This window comes from Phenylobacterium sp. (assembly GCF_030697305.1).
Lineage (GTDB): Bacteria > Pseudomonadota > Alphaproteobacteria > Caulobacterales > Caulobacteraceae > Phenylobacterium.
Genome location: NZ_JAUYQL010000135.1, coordinates 25,393 through 40,275 on the forward strand (window position 1 = coordinate 25,393; position 14,883 = coordinate 40,275).

The following is a 14,883-nucleotide window of genomic DNA, read 5'->3' on the forward strand; positions in this document are numbered from 1 at the left end:
GTTCCTAAGTTAAAGCTATGCGCGCCTTCGCTGAGTTGCTGGATCGTCTGTCCCTGACCGCGTCGCGCAACGCCAAGCTGACGCTGGTGCGCGACTACCTCGCCCAGACGCCGGACCCGGACCGCGGCTGGGCGCTGGCGGCGCTGACCGGGGAGCTGACGTTCAACGCCGCCAAGCCAGCCTTCATCCGCAAGGCGGTGGAGGCGCGGATGGACCCGCTGCTGTTCCGCTGGTCCTACGACTATGTCGGCGACCTGGCTGAGACCGTCGCCCTGGTCTGGCCGCAGCGGCCGGGCGCCAATCGCGAACCTGAGCTTTCGGAGGTGGTCGACGCCCTGCGCGGCGCGACCCGGGCCGAGGTTCAGCGCCTGATCGAGACCTGGCTGGACGCCTTGCAGCCGACGGGCCGCTGGGCCTTGCTGAAGCTGATGACCGGCGGCTTGCGGGTAGGCGTCTCGTCGCGGCTGGCCAAGCAGGCGACCGCCGACTTGGGCGGCGTCGAGGTGGCCCAGGTCGAAGAGGTCTGGCACGCCCTGCACCCGCCTTACGAGGACCTGTTCGCCTGGCTGGAAGGCCGCAGCGAGCGGCCGTCGCCGGACGCGCCGGCGCGGTTCCGCCCGGTGATGCTTGCCCAGGCCCTGGACGACGCCGTCGACTTCGCCAAGCTCGACCCGGCCGACTACGCCGCCGAGTGGAAGTGGGACGGAATCCGCGTGCAGGCGGCCAACGAGGCCGGCGTACGGCGGCTTTACACCCGCAATGGCGAGGACATCAGCCACGCCTTTCCCGACGTGCTGGAAGCGGTGGCCTTCGAAGGCGCGATCGACGGCGAGCTGCTGGTTCTGCGCGACGGCCGCGTGGCGCCCTTCGCCGATCTGCAGCAACGGCTGAACCGCAAGACCGCCGACGCCAAGCTGATGGCCGCCCACCCAGCAGGCATACGCGCCTACGATCTGCTGTCAGACGCGGGCGAGGATGTGCGCACCCTGGACTTCAGCGAGCGGCGCAAGCGCCTGGAGGCGATGCTGCAGCGCTCGCCCTCGCCGCGCGTCGACCTGTCGCCGATGCAGCCGTTCGACACCTGGGCCGAGCTCGCCGCCCTGCGCGCGGACCCGCCGGCCGGCGACGCCCAGCTGGCCGAGGGCGTGATGCTGAAGCGCTGGACCTCGATCTACGAGGCCGGGCGGCCGAAAGGTCCGTGGTTCAAGTGGAAGCGCGACCCGATGCTGGTCGATGCTGTGCTGATGTACGCCCAGCGCGGCCACGGGAAACGGTCGAGCTTCTACTCCGACTACACCTTCGGGGTGTGGACCACCGGGCCCGACGGCGCCCGCCTGCTCACCCCCGTCGGCAAGGCCTACTTCGGCTTCACCGACGAGGAGCTGAAGCAGATCGACAAGTTCGTCCGCGACAACACCATCGAGCGGTTCGGTCCAGTGCGCTCAGTCCGCGCCGAGCCGCACGCCGGCCTGGTGTTCGAGGTGGCGTTCGAGGGCCTGCAGCGCTCGACCCGTCACAAGTCCGGCGTCGCCATGCGCTTCCCTCGCATCAACCGCATCCGCTGGGACAAACCCCCCGGCGAGGCCGACGAGCTGACGGCCCTGGAGACGATGCTGCAAAAGCTGGAGGGGCGCTGACGGCCTATGCGGCCGCGCTGACTTCGGGCGCGCGGATGCGCTTGGCGGCGAGCCACCAGGCGATCGCGGCCTGGACGACGCCGGAGACCAGGCTGACCAGCGGCGCGCCGGGCAGCGGGGCGAACACCGCCCCGCCGGTGTCGCCGCCGACCGAATGGCCGAGGATCGCGCCCGCCGCGTAGAACAGCGCCAGGGCCACCACCGCGCCGAAGTCGCCGCGCTGCGGGCGCGGCCCGAAGCGGAACAGCGCGATGACGCCAAGGTCGCGCACCACGAAGGCGATCAGCGCCAGCGCCTGCCAGACGTCCTGCAGCGAGATCTCGGCGCCGGCGTGGCGCGGACTGACCAGGGCCGCAATCACCAGCACGGCGGCCAGCACCACCGGCGCCAGGGCCGAGGGCGCCAACGGCGCAGCACGGCTGAAGTCCCGCGCCGCGGCCGCGCCGGCGAATTGCCGCAGGCGCACGCGGTCGGCCGGTTCGGCGAACCCGGCGGCGTAGGCGCACAGGGCGACCGCGAGCGCGCCGGCCAGCAACGCCGCCATCATCCCGCCCGCCGGGTAGGCGAAGCCGCCGATGAACAACGCCAGGAACACCAGGAACGCCGGCCACGTCAGTGGCGCGTTGCGCATCTGCAGCTCCAGCCGCATCAGCCGCCAGGCGCCCGCCAGCGCCCAGCCGGCGAATGCGGTCAGCGCCAGGGCGCGGAACGGCTGGCCCGGCGCAACCACGCCCCACCACTCCACTTCGCCGCCCGTATGCAAAAGGGTCGAGAGCCCGGCGATCCCCGCGCCGCGCTGGAAGCCCGCCGATCCGGCCGCGCTGACCAGCAGGAAGCCGCCGATCACCAGCCCGCCGATGACGCCGCTCGGTCTGGCGGCGCGGCCCTCGGCGCGCGCCTTGCGCACCCCGATCAACGCCGCGCCCATCGACACCGCCTGCAGCAGCACCGCCGCCGCCAGCATCGAAAGCACGCCCCAGAACGCCATGCGCGGATCGCGTCCTGCGCCCGCCACAGTCGCCAGCGCCAGGCCGGTCAGCCCACACATCCACGCCAAGCTGGAGGCGCCCAGCAGCTTGCCCCAGGTCATCGCCCAGGGATCGAGGGCCGACAGTCGCTGGAAGTCCCAGGTGCGGTCGGCGATCTCGCCCAGCACGGAGGATCCGGCTGCGCGCGCAGCCCAGATCCAAGCGCAGAGCACGAACACCGCCCCGCCGGTCCAGCCCAATGCCTCGGTGCGACCGCTCGGATAATCCGGCGCCGCCAGGAGCGCGATCCCATAAACCAGAGCCAGCGACACGCCGGCCCAGGCGATCCGGCGGGGCGAAGCCTCGAGCCAGAGGTTGCGCTGGAACTCCGGGTTCATCGCTTCACCTCGGCCAGATAGGCGTCCTCGAGCGTGCGCCGCGCAGGCTGGAACGACCGCACCCTCAGGCCGGCCGCCATCAGCCGGCCCAGCAGCGCCGAATCGTCCTCGCCGGCCGGCGCGGCGATCACCGCATCGTCGCCGTCGATGGTTTCCACGGCGACGCCCAGCGCTGTCAGCCGTTCGGCCAGGTCCGGCGGCGGATCGGCGAAGGTCACCGCCACCCGCTCGCCGTCGCGTGCGCCCGCGCCCGCCGCCACCACGCCGCCGCCGGCCACCCGACCGTCCCGGATCATCAGCATGCGGGTCGAGTAGTCCTCCAGCTCGGCCAGGATGTGCGAGGAGACGACGATGGTCATGCCCTCGGACGTCAGCTTGAGGATCAGGTCCGAAAGGCTGCGCCGCGCCTCGGGGTCGAGGCCGGCGGCCGGCTCGTCCAGCAGCAACACGCGTGGGCGGTGGACGATGGTCTGCCCGATCGCCAGCCGCTGGCGCAGGCCCCGCGACAGCTCGCCGGCCCGCGCGTCCAGCCGGTCAGCCAGCTGCACGCGCTCCGCCGCGAGCTGCACTGCGGCCGGCGCGTCAGCCTCGCTCACCCCGCGCGAGCGAGCCGCGTAGGTCAGCGCGCGCCGCACGCTGAGCTCCTCATAGAGGCCGTAGAAGTCCGGCAGGTAGCCTATGGCGGCGTGCACCGCGCGGGGATCGTCCTGGGTGTCTAGACCGGCAATGCGGATATGGCCCTCGGTGTGCGAATCCAGCGCCGCCATGCACCGCATCAGCGTGGTCTTGCCGGCCCCGTTGGGACCCACCAGCGCCAGCACCGCGCCGGCGTCGACGGTAAATCCGATCCCGTGCAGCGCGCGCATGGCGGGATAGTCGTAGATCACGTCCGTCACCTCGATCATGCGAGGATCGCCTCCGCTTCCAGGAATTTCGCCAGATCGCCGCCGGGGAACAGCAGGCCGCGCAGGCCGGCACGCAGGGCGGCCTCCAGGTCGGCCGGCTTGTCACCGACCATCACCGAGCGCTCGCGGTCCACCGGCCATTCGGCCAGCGCCCGCAGGATCATGCCGGGGTTGGGTTTGCGGTCCGGTGGATCGGGATGGCGATAGGCTTCCACCGTCGCCTCCGGATGCTGGGCGCAATAGTAGACTGCGTCGATCCGCCCGCCGCTGGCCGCCAGGTCCTCGATCATCCGCGCGTGCAGGGCGAGCATGGCGTCCTCGGTATAGTAACCGCGCCCGATGCCGGACTGGTTGGTCACCACGAACACCAGCCAGCCGGCGCGGTTGAAGGCGCCGATCACCTCTTTCGCGCCGGGGATCCAGCGGAAGTCCTCCCAGCGGTGGACGTAGCCGTGATCGACGTTCAGCACGCCGTCCCGATCGAGGAACAGGGCGGGGCGCAACAACGGATCGGCCGAGGCGTTGGACACGGGCTGGACTATAGCGCCACCGCGACGCCACGGCGCGCGCTTTCGCATTCGTCACGCGCCGGTCTATGGTCGGGGCTATTCCCTGCGCAGAGGTGCTCGTCTTGGCGGACCCAGATCGATCGGCTCCTGTCCTTAGCCTGGATGACCTGACCGTCGACTTCGAGACCTACGACGGCGCGGTGCGCGCGGTGCGCGGCGTTACCCTGGCGATCCAACGGGGCGAGACCCTGGGCGTGGTGGGCGAGAGCGGCTCGGGCAAGAGCCAGACCTTCATGGCGGTGATGGGCTTGCTGGCGCGCAATGGCCGCGCCGGCGGCTCCGCGAAGTTCCTTGGGCAGGAATTGTTGGGCTTGCCACCCAAGGCGCTCAATCGCATCCGCGGTTCGAAGATGACGATGATCTTCCAGGACCCGCTGACCGCGCTCACCCCGCACGTGCGGATCGGCGAGCAGATCGCCGAGCCGCTGCGCCTGCACCTGGGCCTGTCTGGCGAAGAGGCGCGCAAGCGGGCGCTGGACTGGCTGGGCCGGGTGCGTATCCCCGATGCGGCCCGGCGCATGAGCCAGTATCCGCACGAGCTCTCGGGCGGCATGCGCCAGCGAGTGATGATCGCCGCCGCCATGGCCGGCGGGCCGGAGCTGCTGATCGCCGACGAGCCGACCACCGCCCTCGACGTCACCGTGCAGGCCGAGATCCTCGATCTGATGGACGAACTGAAGCGCGAGACCGGCGCGGCCATGGTGCTGATCACCCACGACATGGGCGTTATCGCCCGCTTGGCCGACCGGGTCTGCGTGATGCGGCAGGGCGCCTATGTGGAAGAGGGTCCGGTCGAGCAGATCTTCTCCGCCCCCCAGACCGACTACGCCCGCGAGTTGCTGGCCGCGATTCCGCGCCTGGACCGCGCCGACCGGGGCGGCAGGCCCACCCTGCAACCCGTGGCGGCCGACGCGCCGATCGTCGCCGAGGCCACCGACGTCAAGGTCTGGTTCCCCATGCGCGAGGGCCTGTTCGGCGGCCGCAAGCAACTGCGCGCCGTCGACGGGGTGAGCTTCCACGTGCGCCAGGGCGAGACCCTGGGCGTGGTCGGAGAGAGCGGCTGCGGCAAGTCCACCCTGTCGCGGGCGGTGCTGCGGCTGATCCCGCCCACCGCCGGCGCGGTGACCCTGATGGGCCGCGACATCACCCATGCCGACCGCGAGAGCCTGCGCGCCGCGCGCCGCGACCTGCAGATCGTCTTCCAGGACCCGCTGGCCAGCCTCGACCCGCGCATGACCATCGGCGACTCGATCGCCGAACCGATGCAGGTCTACCGGGCCGGCATGTCGCGCGCCGAACGCGAGCTGGAGGTCCGCGCGATGATGGCCAAGGTCGACCTCGACCCGGCCCTGATCAACCGCTATCCGCACGAGCTCTCGGGCGGCCAGAATCAGCGGGTCGGCATCGCCCGCGCCATGATCCTCAAGCCCAAGCTGGTGATCTGCGACGAGGCGGTCTCGGCTCTCGACGTGTCGATCCGCGCCCAGATCATCGACCTGCTGATCGCCCTGCAGAAGGAGATGGGCCTGGCGATGATCTTCATCAGCCACGACCTGGCGGTGGTGCGCGAGATCAGCCACCGGGTGATGGTGCTCTATCTGGGCCGGGTGATGGAGCAGGCCGATCGCGACCAGCTCTACGCCGCGCCGCAGCACCCCTACACCCAGGCCCTGTTGTCGGCCGCGCCGATCCCCGACCCGGTACGCGAGCGCAGCCGCAAGCGCATCAAGATCGAGGGCGAGCCGCCGAGTCCGATGGACCCGCGCGCCGCCCTGCGCTTCCTGCCATCCCGGCTGAGCATCGACCCGATGGCGCCGGTCTACGCGCCGCAACTGCGCGAAGTGGCGCCCGGCCACCTGGTGTCGGAATTCGATCCACCCGCCGGGCCGGACGCTAGCATCTGATTCACCGGCCGGAAGTTATGCGTTCCCGATGACCTACACCGCCGCCAACTACGCCCCCGTCCTCAGCCTCGAGGAATTCGCCAAGTTGCGGGATGCCCGCGACATGGGGGTGGTCGTCGCCACCTCAGGCGGCTTCGACCCGATCCATCCGGGCCACGTTACCTGCATCGTAGAGTCCAAGGCGATGGGCGACACCCTGGTGGTGATCGTCAACGGCGACGACTTCCTGGTGAATAAGAAGGGCAAGGCGTTCCAGGACCTGGAGACCCGCGCGGCCATCGTCTCGGCGATCCGGGGCGTCGACTACGTGGTGACCTTCGAGATCAAGGACGACCCGACCGTGGCCGTGGCGCTGCGCGCCGTGCGGCCCCGCTACTTCACCAAGGGCGGCGACCGGGTCGTGGGCAAGTCCATGCCGCCCGCCGAGGAATCCGCCTGCCGCGATCTCGGAATCGAGATCATCGACGGGGTCGGCCGCGACAAGCAGTGGTCCTCCACCGACTTCCTGCGCGACTGGGGCGAGTTCTGGAGCAGCCGGCGCTAGGCGCGGCCTCAACCTCGCGGAAAGACTCACGGGCCTAGGATCCGCGCGAGTTCAGCTAGGTTTCCGCCCCTTGTCGATCGACGTCATCCGTCCCCGCGACCTGACCGCGGCCCAGGTCGCGCGCTGGAGCGAGCTGCAGCGCGTCGATCCGGCGTTCGACAGCCCGTTCCTGTCGCCGCAGTGGGCGAGGACTGTCGAGCGCGCCCAGGCTGAGAGCGCACGCGGGCTGCAAGTTGCGGTGGTCAAGCAGGACGGCCGCGACGTGGGCTTCATGGCTGCCCGGCTGGGCGCCTACACCGCCCTGCCGGCGGGCGCGCCCATGTGCGACTACCAGGCCCTGGTCGCCGAACCCGGCCTCAGCGTCGATCCGCACGACCTGGTGCATGCGTTCGGCGTCCACCGCTTCGACTTCTCGGCCATGCTGGAGAGCCAGGCCGCCTTCGCCCCCTACGCGCGCGGTCGCACCGTGTCACGGGTGGTGGACATGGCCGGCGGCTGGGGCGCCTACGAGGCCGAGCGCCGCGCGGCAGGCGTCGGCCTGATCAAGGACATCGAGAAGAAGCGCCGCAAGGTCACGAAAGACTTGGCCACGCCCGTCTTCAACGCCTTCTCGAGATCATCGGGCGACTTCGAGCGCATGATCGGCTGGAAACGCGACCAGCTGCGCGCCACCCACCAGACCGACATCTTCGAGACACCCTGGACCCAGCGGCTGCTGCGCGAGCTGTTCGACAGCCGCGATCCGGAATTCGGCGGCGCGCTGTTCACCCTGCACATCGGCGACAAGCTGGCGGCGGCGCACTTCCACGTCCACGGCCGGCGCACGGTGCACGCCTGGATCATCGCCCACGACCCGGCGTTCGAGCGCTATTCGCCGGGCATGATGCTGTTCCTCGACGTGCTGCGCTGGATGGACGGCACGCCCTACAGCCGCCTCGACCTCGGCTGCGGCGACCAGCGCTTCAAGCAGGAGCTGTCCAACGCCGTCCAGGGCGTGACCCAGGGTTTCGTCGGCGTGCCCTCGGCCGCAGATCTGGTGCGCCGCGCGGCCTATGGCGTGGTGGCCGCCGCCGAGGCCCTGCCGCTCGGTCCCGCCTCGCACCTTCCGGCCAAGGCGTTGCGCCGCATGGACCAGTGGCGAGGCCTGCGCATCGCGCGGTGATTGCCGCCATGCTGCGGCGCCGTTAGGTTGCGCGACTTTTTCCCCAAGGCCCTCCGCCAATGACTCTCGCTTTCACCGACATCCTCGCCGCCGCAGACCGGCTGAAGGGTCATATCGAGCGCACGCCGTGCCGCCATTCGCGCACCCTGTCGGAAATCACCGGGGCCGAGGTGTGGGTGAAATTCGAGAACCTGCAATTCACCGCCGCCTACAAGGAGCGCGGCGCGCTGAACAAGCTGCTGCTGCTGGGCGACAACGCCAAGAAGCGCGGCGTCATCGCAGCGTCCGCCGGCAACCACAGCCAGGGGCTGGCCTATCACGCGGCGCGGCTGGGCATTCCGGTGACCATCGTCATGCCGCGCTCGACCCCGTTCATGAAGGTCCAGCAGACCCGCGCTTTCGGGGCCGATGTGGTCCTGGAGGGTGAAGGCTATGACGACGCCTCGGCCCGCGCCCAGGATCTCTGCGCCGAGCGCGACCTGATCTTCGTGCATCCGTTCAACGATCCCGATGTCATGGCCGGCCAGGGCACGGTGGCCCTGGAGATGCTGGAGGATGTGCCGGACCTCGAGGTGCTCCCGGTGCCGATCGGCGGCGGCGGGCTGATCGCCGGCGTCGCCACGGCGGCCAAGCACGTCAACCCGAAGATTTCGATCATCGGCCTGGAGCCGGCGATGTATCCGTCGTTCACCGCCAAGATGCGCGGCGTCGCGCCCGGAGCCGGCGGCTCGACCATCGCCGAAGGCATCGCGGTGAAGCAGGTGGGCGAAGTCAGCTACGGCATCGCCCGCCCGCTGATCGACGAGGTGCTGCTGATCGAGGAGCCCTACTTCGAGCGCGCCGTGGCGCTGTACTGCAACGTCGAGAAGACCGTCGCCGAGGGCGCCGGGGCGGCGTCGCTGGCGAGCCTGCTGGCCTATCCCGAGCGGTTCAAGGGCAGGAAAACCGGCGTCATCCTCACCGGCGGCAATATCGACACGCGCCTGCTGGCTTCGGTGCTGACCCGCGAACTGGTGCGCGACCAGCGCCTGGTGTCGCTGCGGATCATCGGCGACGACCGCCCGGGCTTCCTGGCCACGGTGTCGCGGGTGATCGGCGACATGGGCGCCAACATTGTCGAGGTGGCGCACAACCGCCTGGCCTTGGACGTGCCAGCCAAGGGCGCCGAATTCGACATCATGATCGAGACGCGCGACGCCCAGCATACCCAGGACATCATGTCGGCGCTGCGCGACGCCGGTTATCCCCCGAGGGCCGTCTGATGGCGTTACGTTTCGCAAGCCTCCTGGCCTGCCTGCTGCTGGCCGCCTGCGGCGCGCCCAAGGCGCCCGACCAGTCGGCCGCCTCCGAGGCGTTCTTGGCCCAGAACAGCAAGGCCGCGGGGGTCGTCACCTTGCCGTCCGGCCTGCAGTACCGCGTCGTCCGCCAGGGCCCTTCGACCGGACTGCACCCGCAACGCGCCGACGAGGTGAAGGTCCACTACGAAGGCAAGCTGGTGTCGGGCAAGGTGTTCGATTCCTCCTATGAGCGCGGCGCCCCGACGGCGATGCCGCTGGGCGGCTTGATCCCGGGCTGGATCGAGGCGCTGCAGCGCATGCGTCCGGGCGACGAATGGATCCTCTATGTGCCGCCGGAGCTCGGCTACGGCGACGAGCAGAAGGGCGACATCCCACCGGGCAGCGTGATGATCTTCCGCATCGAGCTGATCGACGTGCTGCCGGCGCCCGGCCGCATTCAGCAGGGCTGAGCCGCGCGGCGTTCCATCGCCATCCGGCGCGGGACCCACGCTTTCCTTTGAGGCTGGCGACGCAGGGGACTAGGCTTCCCCCATGTCCGCAGAACAACTCGGCGATCGCGCGCTCGACATCCTCGGCCGGCTGATCGCTTTCGACACCACCTCGCGCCTGTCCAACCTCGCCCTGATCGAGTGGGTCGAGGCCTATCTGGCCGATCTGGGGGTCGCCTCGCGCCGCGTGCCCAACGCCGAGGGCACCAAGTCCAACCTGCTCGCCACCATCGGCCCCGCCCTGCCGGGCGGCGTGGTGCTGTCGGGCCACACCGACGTGGTGCCGGTGGACGGCCAGCCGTGGACCTCCGACCCCTTCGCCCTCACGCCGCGCGGCGACCGGCTGTACGGTCGCGGGACCTGCGACATGAAGGGCTTCCTGGCCCTGGCGCTCGCCGCCGCCCCCGACATCCTGGCCGCCCAGCCAAAGCGCCCTGTGCATCTAGCCTTCTCCTACGACGAGGAAGTGGGCTGCATAGGCGCGCCGGCGATGATCGAAGTGATCGCCCGCGAACTGCCCCGCCCCGCCCTGGTGGTGGTCGGCGAGCCCACCAACATGGAGGCGGTCACCGGCCACAAGGGCATCTCCACCTTCATCGTCACGGTCAGCGGCAAGGAGGCCCACTCCAGCCAGACCCAGCTCGGCGCCTCTGCGGTGATGGCGGCGGTCCAGCTCATGGGCTCGCTGTCGCGGCTGGCCGAACGGCTCGAGCGCGAGGCCGATCCCGCTTCGCCGTTCACGCCCAAGGGCGCGACGCTCACCATCGGCCAGGTCAATGGCGGCACCGCGGTGAACATCTTGGCCCGCGAGTGCGTCTTCGTGTTCGACCTGCGCTGCGCCGGCGCGATGGACCCGGAAGCGGTGCTGCGCGACTTCTTCGCCGAAGCGCAGGCGCTGGACGCGACCCTGAAGGCGCGCTTCCCCGAGGCCGGCGTTCGCGTCGAGCGCCGCTCGCATACACCCGGCCTCAATCCCGAACCGGGCGGCGTCGCCGAAACCTTCGCCCGGCGGCTGGCGGGCGACAACGGCCCGCCGCGCGCCGTGGCGTTCGCCGCCGAGGCCGGACAGTTCCAGCAGGCGGGTTTCTCCACGGTGATCTGCGGCCCAGGGTCCATCGACCAGGCGCACCAGCCGGACGAGTTCGTCGAAGTCAGTCAGATGCAGCGCGGCGCGGCGTTCATGAGCCGGCTGGCCGAGTGGGCCGCCACCGCCGAATGACCACTCGCCGGGCCAGCAGGTCCAGCGGGTTCCAGGTCATGGCGCGGGCGATCTCGAGCGACGAGACGCGCCGCTCCGCCTGGGCTTCGCGGCGCGCCGCAAGCGCCATCGGCAAGCCCCTCACGCCCGCCACAAGCCCGCGCCACGGCGCGCCGATCTCGCCGCGCAAGGCGTGACGGGCGAACAGCAGGAGCGTCGCGGCAAGATGCAGCGGCGCGGTCAGCCACAGCAGCGGCGTCGGCGTATCCTTGACGAACACCCAGAGCCGGTTGCGCGTGCCATGGAAAACCGCGAACTCCGAGCGCGGCCCGCCTGACGAGGCCGAGCCTACGTGGCGGACCACCGCCTCAGGGATCACCAGCACCGGCTCGCCGCGCAAGCGCAGCCGGTAGCCGAGGTCGACGTCTTCGCAATAGCAGAACAGCCGCTCGTCGAAGCCGCCCATCTCCAGAAACAGCTCGCGCTCGATCAGCATCGCCCCCCCGCAGGCTGAGAACACCTCGCCGTCCGGCAGCGGCCCGGGATCGCGCCCGCGATAGCCCCCGCGGAACGGGAAGCCCACCGCCGACATCACATCGCCCAGGCCGTCGAGACGGCCCGCATCGGCCTCCATCAGTTGCCGCGAGGCGAAACAGCGCACGTCGGGATAGCGGCCGGCCGCGTCCATCAGCCGCTCCAGCCACTGCGGTTCCGCATAGGCGTCGGGATTGATCAGCGCCAGCCAGCGGCCTTGCGATGCGCGCGCCGCGGCGTTGACCCCCGCCGCGAAGCCGAGGTTGGCGCCGTTGTCGATCAGCCGCACGCCGGCGTCGGCGGCGGCGGCGGCCTGTGGCGCGCCGTCGCTGGAGCCGTTGTCGGCCAGCAGCAGCTCGAAGTCGGTGAAGCTCTGTCCACGCAGGGCGTCGAGGCATCGTGCGAGCGTCGGCCCGCTCTGATAGGCGAGCACCAGGACGCTCGCGGCCGGCGCCGCAATCTTGTGTTCGTCCGCAGGCTGGGTCATGCGGAGGCCACGTCCACTCCCGTTGAGAAGGCCATGACGACGATCACGCCGCTCGCCCTGCCCGAGGTTCTGCTTATCACGCCCAAGCGTCATGGCGATGCGCGAGGCTGGTTCTCCGAGACCTGGAGCCGGGCTGCGATGGCGCAACAGGGCCTGGACTTCGACTTCGTGCAGGACAATCAGGCGTTCAGCGCGCGCCGCGGCACTGTGCGCGGGCTGCACTTCCAGGCCTCGCCCAACCCGCAGGCCAAGCTGGTGCGCGTGCTGCGCGGCGCGATCTACGACGTGGCGGTGGATATCCGTCCGGGCTCGGCCACCTACGGCCGCTGGGCCAGCGCCGAGCTCACCGCCGAGCGCGGCGAGCAACTGCTGGTTCCGCGTGGTTTCGCCCACGGCTACTGCACGCTGACCGAGGACTGCGAGATCTTCTACAAGGTGGACGGCGCCTACGCCCCGAACTCCGAGGGTGGGATCCTCTGGAACGACCCGGCGCTGGGCATCGACTGGCCGGTGGGTGCGGCCGAAGCCACGGTCAACCCAAGGGACCAAGCCCTGCCGGTGTTGGCGGAACTGGGCGCAGTGCGGTTTTAATTAAAACTCCGCTCATCCCGACGAAAGTCGGGACCCAAGCTACGTCAGACACTTAAAATCCGATCAGGTTATTGATGTCCGGATACAGGTCGCGCCACTCAGGATTCGTGGCCTCGATCAGCTCGATCTTCCATTTGCGCTTCCATTCCTTGATCTGTCGCTCACGTCGAAACGCCGCCTCCCGGCTCTCGTGCGCCTCGAACCAGACTAGCCGCACACGCCGTATTTGGCGGTGAAGCCGGGCCGGACCTTTTCGCGGTGTTCGTAGATCCGCTTCGCGAGATCGTCGGTGCTGCCGGCGTAGAGCGTCCCATAGGGCGCGCTGGCCATCAGGTAAGTGTAGAAAGACATGGCTCAGGGCCACCGCCAGCTCAGCTTGGGTCCCGACTTTCGTCGGGATGAGCGGGAGTGGGGGACCACTCGGCTTGAACATTCCAATCACGCTCCGTCGAGGCCCGATCCGCCTGCATTCCCGCAAACACCTCCGGCGCCAGCCGCCTGAGCGCCCAAGCCGCCGCGCCTCTCACCACGGGCGCCGGGTCGTCCAGCAACGCCAGCACACGCGTCACCAGTCCCACGTCCCCCGAGTTGCCGATCGCGTAGAGGACGTTGCGGACGAAGCGGTCGCGGCCGATGCGCTTGACCGGGCTCTTGGCGAACAGGGCGCGGAAGGCGGCCTCGTCCAGCAGGGCGAGCTCTCCCAGCGGCGGCGCGCGCAAAGCCTCCCGCGCATGCAGGGCCTGTTCGTGGGCGATCTGGGCGAACTTGTTCCAAGGGCAGGCGGCCAGGCAGTCGTCACAGCCATAGATGCGGTTGCCGAGCGCGGGCCGGAACTCGGCGGGAATCGCGTCCTGCAATTCGATGGTCAGGTAGGAGATGCAGCGCCGCGCATCGAGCTGGTACGGCGCCGGGAAGGCGTTGGTCGGGCAGGCGTCGAGGCAGGCGTGGCAGGCGCCGCAGTGGTCCTCGGACGGAGCGTCCGGCTTGAGCTCGCGCGTGGTCAGCACCGCGCCCAGGAACAGCCAGGAGCCGAACTCCCGCGACACCAGGTTGGTGTGACGGCCCTGCCAGCCCAGGCCGGCGCGCTCGGCCAGCGGCTTTTCCATCAGCGGCGCGGTGTCGACGAACACCTTCACCTCGGCCGGGAAACGCTGCTGCATCCACCGCGCTAGCGTCTTCAACCGCTTCTTGATCAGCTCATGGTAATCGTCGCCCTGGGCGTAGGCCGAGATCGCGCCAAGCTCGGGATGCGCCAGGATCTCTCGCGGGTCGGCGTCCGGCCCGTAGTTGACGCCCAGCATCACCGCCGATCGCGCCTCGCCCCACATGGCGGTCGGGTGGGCGCGGCGTTCGGCGGTCTGCGCCATCCAGGCCATCTCGCCGTGGCGGCCGGCGTCGACGAACTGCGCCAGTCGATCCGACGCAGGCCACGCTTCGGAGGCGTCGGCGAAACGGCAGGCGTCGAACCCCAGCCGCAGGGCCTCGGCGCGGATCAGCGTCTCAATGGAGTCAGAAGTCGAGGTCGTCATAGTGGCCGGCGGGCGCCAGCCCCGGCCAGCGATCGAGGAGCAACGGCCTGAAGCAAGGCCGGCTCTTCAGCTTCATGTACCACGTCTTCACGCCCGGGAAGTCACGCCAGGGGATGTCGCCGAAGTAGTCGATCACCGACAGGTGCGCGGCGGCGGCGAAATCCGCCAGGCTCATGCGCTGGCCTGCCAGCCACTCGCGGCCCTGCAACAGGGCCTCGATATAGTCGAGGTGGGCGCGCAGCGCCTCGCGGCCGTGGCGCAGCGCGGCCAGATCGGGCGAGCCCAAGCGCAGCAGACGCTTTTCCATCTTCTCGTGCAGCAGGGTGCCGCCGACCTCGAAGTCGAACTTGCGGTCGAACCACTGCAGCAGGCGCCGCGCCTCGGCCCGTTCGGCCGGGCGGCGGCTGAGCAGCGCGGGCTCCGGATAGCGTTCCTCAAGGTAGTCGAGGATGGCGCGGCTCTCGCACAACACCAGCTCGCCTTCGCCGTCGCTGTCGACCAGCACGGGCGTGGCCCCTGACGGGCTGAGGCGTGCGAACTCCTCCGGCCGCTCCCAGTAGCGGACGTGATTCTCCTGGAACGCGAGGCGCTTCTCCCCCAGCGCAAGGCGAACCTGGCGAGAGGCGGGATCCAACGGAAAATGGTGCAGTGTGCGTTCGGCGGCCATGGCG

The 14,883-nt window shown here is 70.1% G+C and carries 16 protein-coding genes; 8 read left to right on the plus strand and 8 right to left on the minus strand.

Annotation, left to right across the window (positions count from 1 at the left end; translation table 11 throughout):
• Positions 1 to 17: 17 nt before the first annotated feature.
• On the plus strand, positions 18 to 1,637 hold the full coding sequence (locus Q8R27_RS13945) for a cisplatin damage response ATP-dependent DNA ligase (protein ID WP_305699590.1): 1,620 nt from the start codon (positions 18 to 20) through the stop codon (positions 1,635 to 1,637).
• Between the two features lie 4 nt (positions 1,638 to 1,641).
• On the opposite strand, the gene Q8R27_RS13950 is transcribed toward Q8R27_RS13945, so the two are convergent.
• Genes Q8R27_RS13950 through Q8R27_RS13960 form a run of 3 tightly spaced genes read right to left on the minus strand, consistent with a single transcriptional unit; the run spans position 1,642 to position 4,438 of the window.
• Positions 1,642 to 3,003, minus strand: a complete 1,362-nt coding sequence (locus Q8R27_RS13950; protein WP_305699591.1) for a hypothetical protein — start codon at positions 3,001 to 3,003, stop codon at positions 1,642 to 1,644.
• A complete protein-coding gene (locus Q8R27_RS13955) occupies positions 3,000 to 3,908 on the minus strand; it encodes an ABC transporter ATP-binding protein (protein WP_305699592.1) in 909 nt (302 codons plus the stop codon). Before Q8R27_RS13955 ends, Q8R27_RS13950 begins: the two co-directional genes overlap by 4 nt.
• A complete protein-coding gene (locus tag Q8R27_RS13960) occupies positions 3,905 to 4,438 on the minus strand; it encodes an HAD family hydrolase (RefSeq protein ID WP_305594842.1) in 534 nt (177 codons plus the stop codon). Before Q8R27_RS13960 ends, Q8R27_RS13955 begins: the two co-directional genes overlap by 4 nt.
• A 101-nt stretch (positions 4,439 to 4,539) precedes the next feature.
• Between Q8R27_RS13960 and Q8R27_RS13965 the strand changes: the two genes are divergently transcribed.
• From Q8R27_RS13965 to argE, 6 genes are all read left to right on the plus strand, one after another.
• Positions 4,540 to 6,381 (plus strand): dipeptide ABC transporter ATP-binding protein, encoded by a 1,842-nt coding sequence (locus tag Q8R27_RS13965; RefSeq protein ID WP_305699593.1) that lies wholly within the window; start codon positions 4,540 to 4,542, stop codon positions 6,379 to 6,381.
• 28 nt (positions 6,382 to 6,409) lie between these two features.
• Positions 6,410 to 6,925 carry an adenylyltransferase/cytidyltransferase family protein gene (locus Q8R27_RS13970; RefSeq protein WP_305699594.1) on the plus strand — a complete coding sequence of 172 codons (516 nt, stop codon included), beginning with the start codon at positions 6,410 to 6,412 and terminating at the stop codon, positions 6,923 to 6,925.
• Between the two features lie 70 nt (positions 6,926 to 6,995).
• Positions 6,996 to 8,087 carry a GNAT family N-acetyltransferase gene (locus Q8R27_RS13975; RefSeq protein ID WP_305699595.1) on the plus strand — a complete coding sequence of 364 codons (1,092 nt, stop codon included), beginning with the start codon at positions 6,996 to 6,998 and terminating at the stop codon, positions 8,085 to 8,087.
• 59 nt (positions 8,088 to 8,146) lie between these two features.
• Complete coding sequence (locus tag Q8R27_RS13980; protein ID WP_305699596.1) at positions 8,147 to 9,349, plus strand: threonine ammonia-lyase; 1,203 nt, start codon at positions 8,147 to 8,149, stop codon at positions 9,347 to 9,349.
• On the plus strand, positions 9,349 to 9,834 hold the full coding sequence (locus Q8R27_RS13985; protein ID WP_305699597.1) for an FKBP-type peptidyl-prolyl cis-trans isomerase: 486 nt from the start codon (positions 9,349 to 9,351) through the stop codon (positions 9,832 to 9,834). Before Q8R27_RS13980 ends, Q8R27_RS13985 begins: the two co-directional genes overlap by 1 nt.
• A gap of 82 nt (positions 9,835 to 9,916) precedes the next feature.
• Positions 9,917 to 11,092 carry an acetylornithine deacetylase gene (argE, locus tag Q8R27_RS13990; protein WP_305699598.1) on the plus strand — a complete coding sequence of 392 codons (1,176 nt, stop codon included), beginning with the start codon at positions 9,917 to 9,919 and terminating at the stop codon, positions 11,090 to 11,092.
• Here the strand turns inward: argE and Q8R27_RS13995 are convergent.
• The gene (locus Q8R27_RS13995) at positions 11,052 to 12,092 is read right to left on the minus strand and encodes a glycosyltransferase family 2 protein (RefSeq protein WP_305699599.1); all 1,041 of its coding nucleotides are present in this window, start codon (positions 12,090 to 12,092) and stop codon (positions 11,052 to 11,054) included. The two genes, argE and Q8R27_RS13995, sit on opposite strands and share 41 nt — an antisense overlap.
• A gap of 33 nt (positions 12,093 to 12,125) precedes the next feature.
• On the opposite strand from Q8R27_RS13995, the gene rfbC reads away from it, so the two are divergent.
• A complete protein-coding gene (gene rfbC, locus Q8R27_RS14000; RefSeq protein ID WP_305699600.1) occupies positions 12,126 to 12,683 on the plus strand; it encodes a dTDP-4-dehydrorhamnose 3,5-epimerase in 558 nt (185 codons plus the stop codon).
• Between the two features lie 52 nt (positions 12,684 to 12,735).
• Here the strand turns inward: rfbC and Q8R27_RS14510 are convergent, their stop codons facing one another.
• Genes Q8R27_RS14510 through Q8R27_RS14015 form a run of 4 tightly spaced genes read right to left on the minus strand, consistent with a single transcriptional unit; the run spans position 12,736 to position 14,879 of the window.
• Positions 12,736 to 12,900, minus strand: a complete 165-nt coding sequence (locus Q8R27_RS14510) for a hypothetical protein (RefSeq protein ID WP_371134703.1) — start codon at positions 12,898 to 12,900, stop codon at positions 12,736 to 12,738.
• On the minus strand, positions 12,891 to 13,034 hold the full coding sequence (locus tag Q8R27_RS14515) for a GIY-YIG nuclease family protein (RefSeq protein ID WP_371134704.1): 144 nt from the start codon (positions 13,032 to 13,034) through the stop codon (positions 12,891 to 12,893). Before Q8R27_RS14515 ends, Q8R27_RS14510 begins: the two co-directional genes overlap by 10 nt.
• A 20-nt stretch (positions 13,035 to 13,054) precedes the next feature.
• Positions 13,055 to 14,212: a tRNA epoxyqueuosine(34) reductase QueG gene (gene queG / locus Q8R27_RS14010; RefSeq protein WP_305699601.1), complete on the minus strand. Its 1,158-nt coding sequence runs from the start codon at positions 14,210 to 14,212 to the stop codon at positions 13,055 to 13,057.
• On the minus strand, positions 14,193 to 14,879 hold the full coding sequence (locus tag Q8R27_RS14015) for a glutathione S-transferase family protein (RefSeq protein ID WP_305699602.1): 687 nt from the start codon (positions 14,877 to 14,879) through the stop codon (positions 14,193 to 14,195). The genes queG and Q8R27_RS14015 overlap by 20 nt, the downstream gene beginning before the upstream one ends.
• Positions 14,880 to 14,883 lie beyond the last annotated feature (4 nt).

Excerpts from the sequence above, each read along its gene's own strand:
- Q8R27_RS13945 (WP_305699590.1), top strand. The coding sequence starts at position 18 with ATGCGCGCCTTCGCTGAGTTGCTGGATCGTCTGTCCCTGACCGCGTCG.
- Q8R27_RS13950 (WP_305699591.1), bottom strand. The coding sequence starts at position 3,003 with ATGAACCCGGAGTTCCAGCGCAACCTCTGGCTCGAGGCTTCGCCCCGC.
- Q8R27_RS13955 (WP_305699592.1), bottom strand. The coding sequence starts at position 3,908 with ATGATCGAGGTGACGGACGTGATCTACGACTATCCCGCCATGCGCGCG.
- Q8R27_RS13970 (WP_305699594.1), top strand. The coding sequence starts at position 6,410 with ATGACCTACACCGCCGCCAACTACGCCCCCGTCCTCAGCCTCGAGGAA.
- Q8R27_RS13980 (WP_305699596.1), top strand. The coding sequence starts at position 8,147 with ATGACTCTCGCTTTCACCGACATCCTCGCCGCCGCAGACCGGCTGAAG.
- Q8R27_RS13985 (WP_305699597.1), top strand. The coding sequence starts at position 9,349 with ATGGCGTTACGTTTCGCAAGCCTCCTGGCCTGCCTGCTGCTGGCCGCC.
- argE (WP_305699598.1), top strand. The coding sequence starts at position 9,917 with ATGTCCGCAGAACAACTCGGCGATCGCGCGCTCGACATCCTCGGCCGG.
- Q8R27_RS13995 (WP_305699599.1), bottom strand. The coding sequence starts at position 12,092 with ATGACCCAGCCTGCGGACGAACACAAGATTGCGGCGCCGGCCGCGAGC.
- rfbC (WP_305699600.1), top strand. The coding sequence starts at position 12,126 with ATGACGACGATCACGCCGCTCGCCCTGCCCGAGGTTCTGCTTATCACG.
- Q8R27_RS14515 (WP_371134704.1), bottom strand. The coding sequence starts at position 13,034 with ATGTCTTTCTACACTTACCTGATGGCCAGCGCGCCCTATGGGACGCTC.
- queG (WP_305699601.1), bottom strand. The coding sequence starts at position 14,212 with ATGACGACCTCGACTTCTGACTCCATTGAGACGCTGATCCGCGCCGAG.
- Q8R27_RS14015 (WP_305699602.1), bottom strand. The coding sequence starts at position 14,879 with ATGGCCGCCGAACGCACACTGCACCATTTTCCGTTGGATCCCGCCTCT.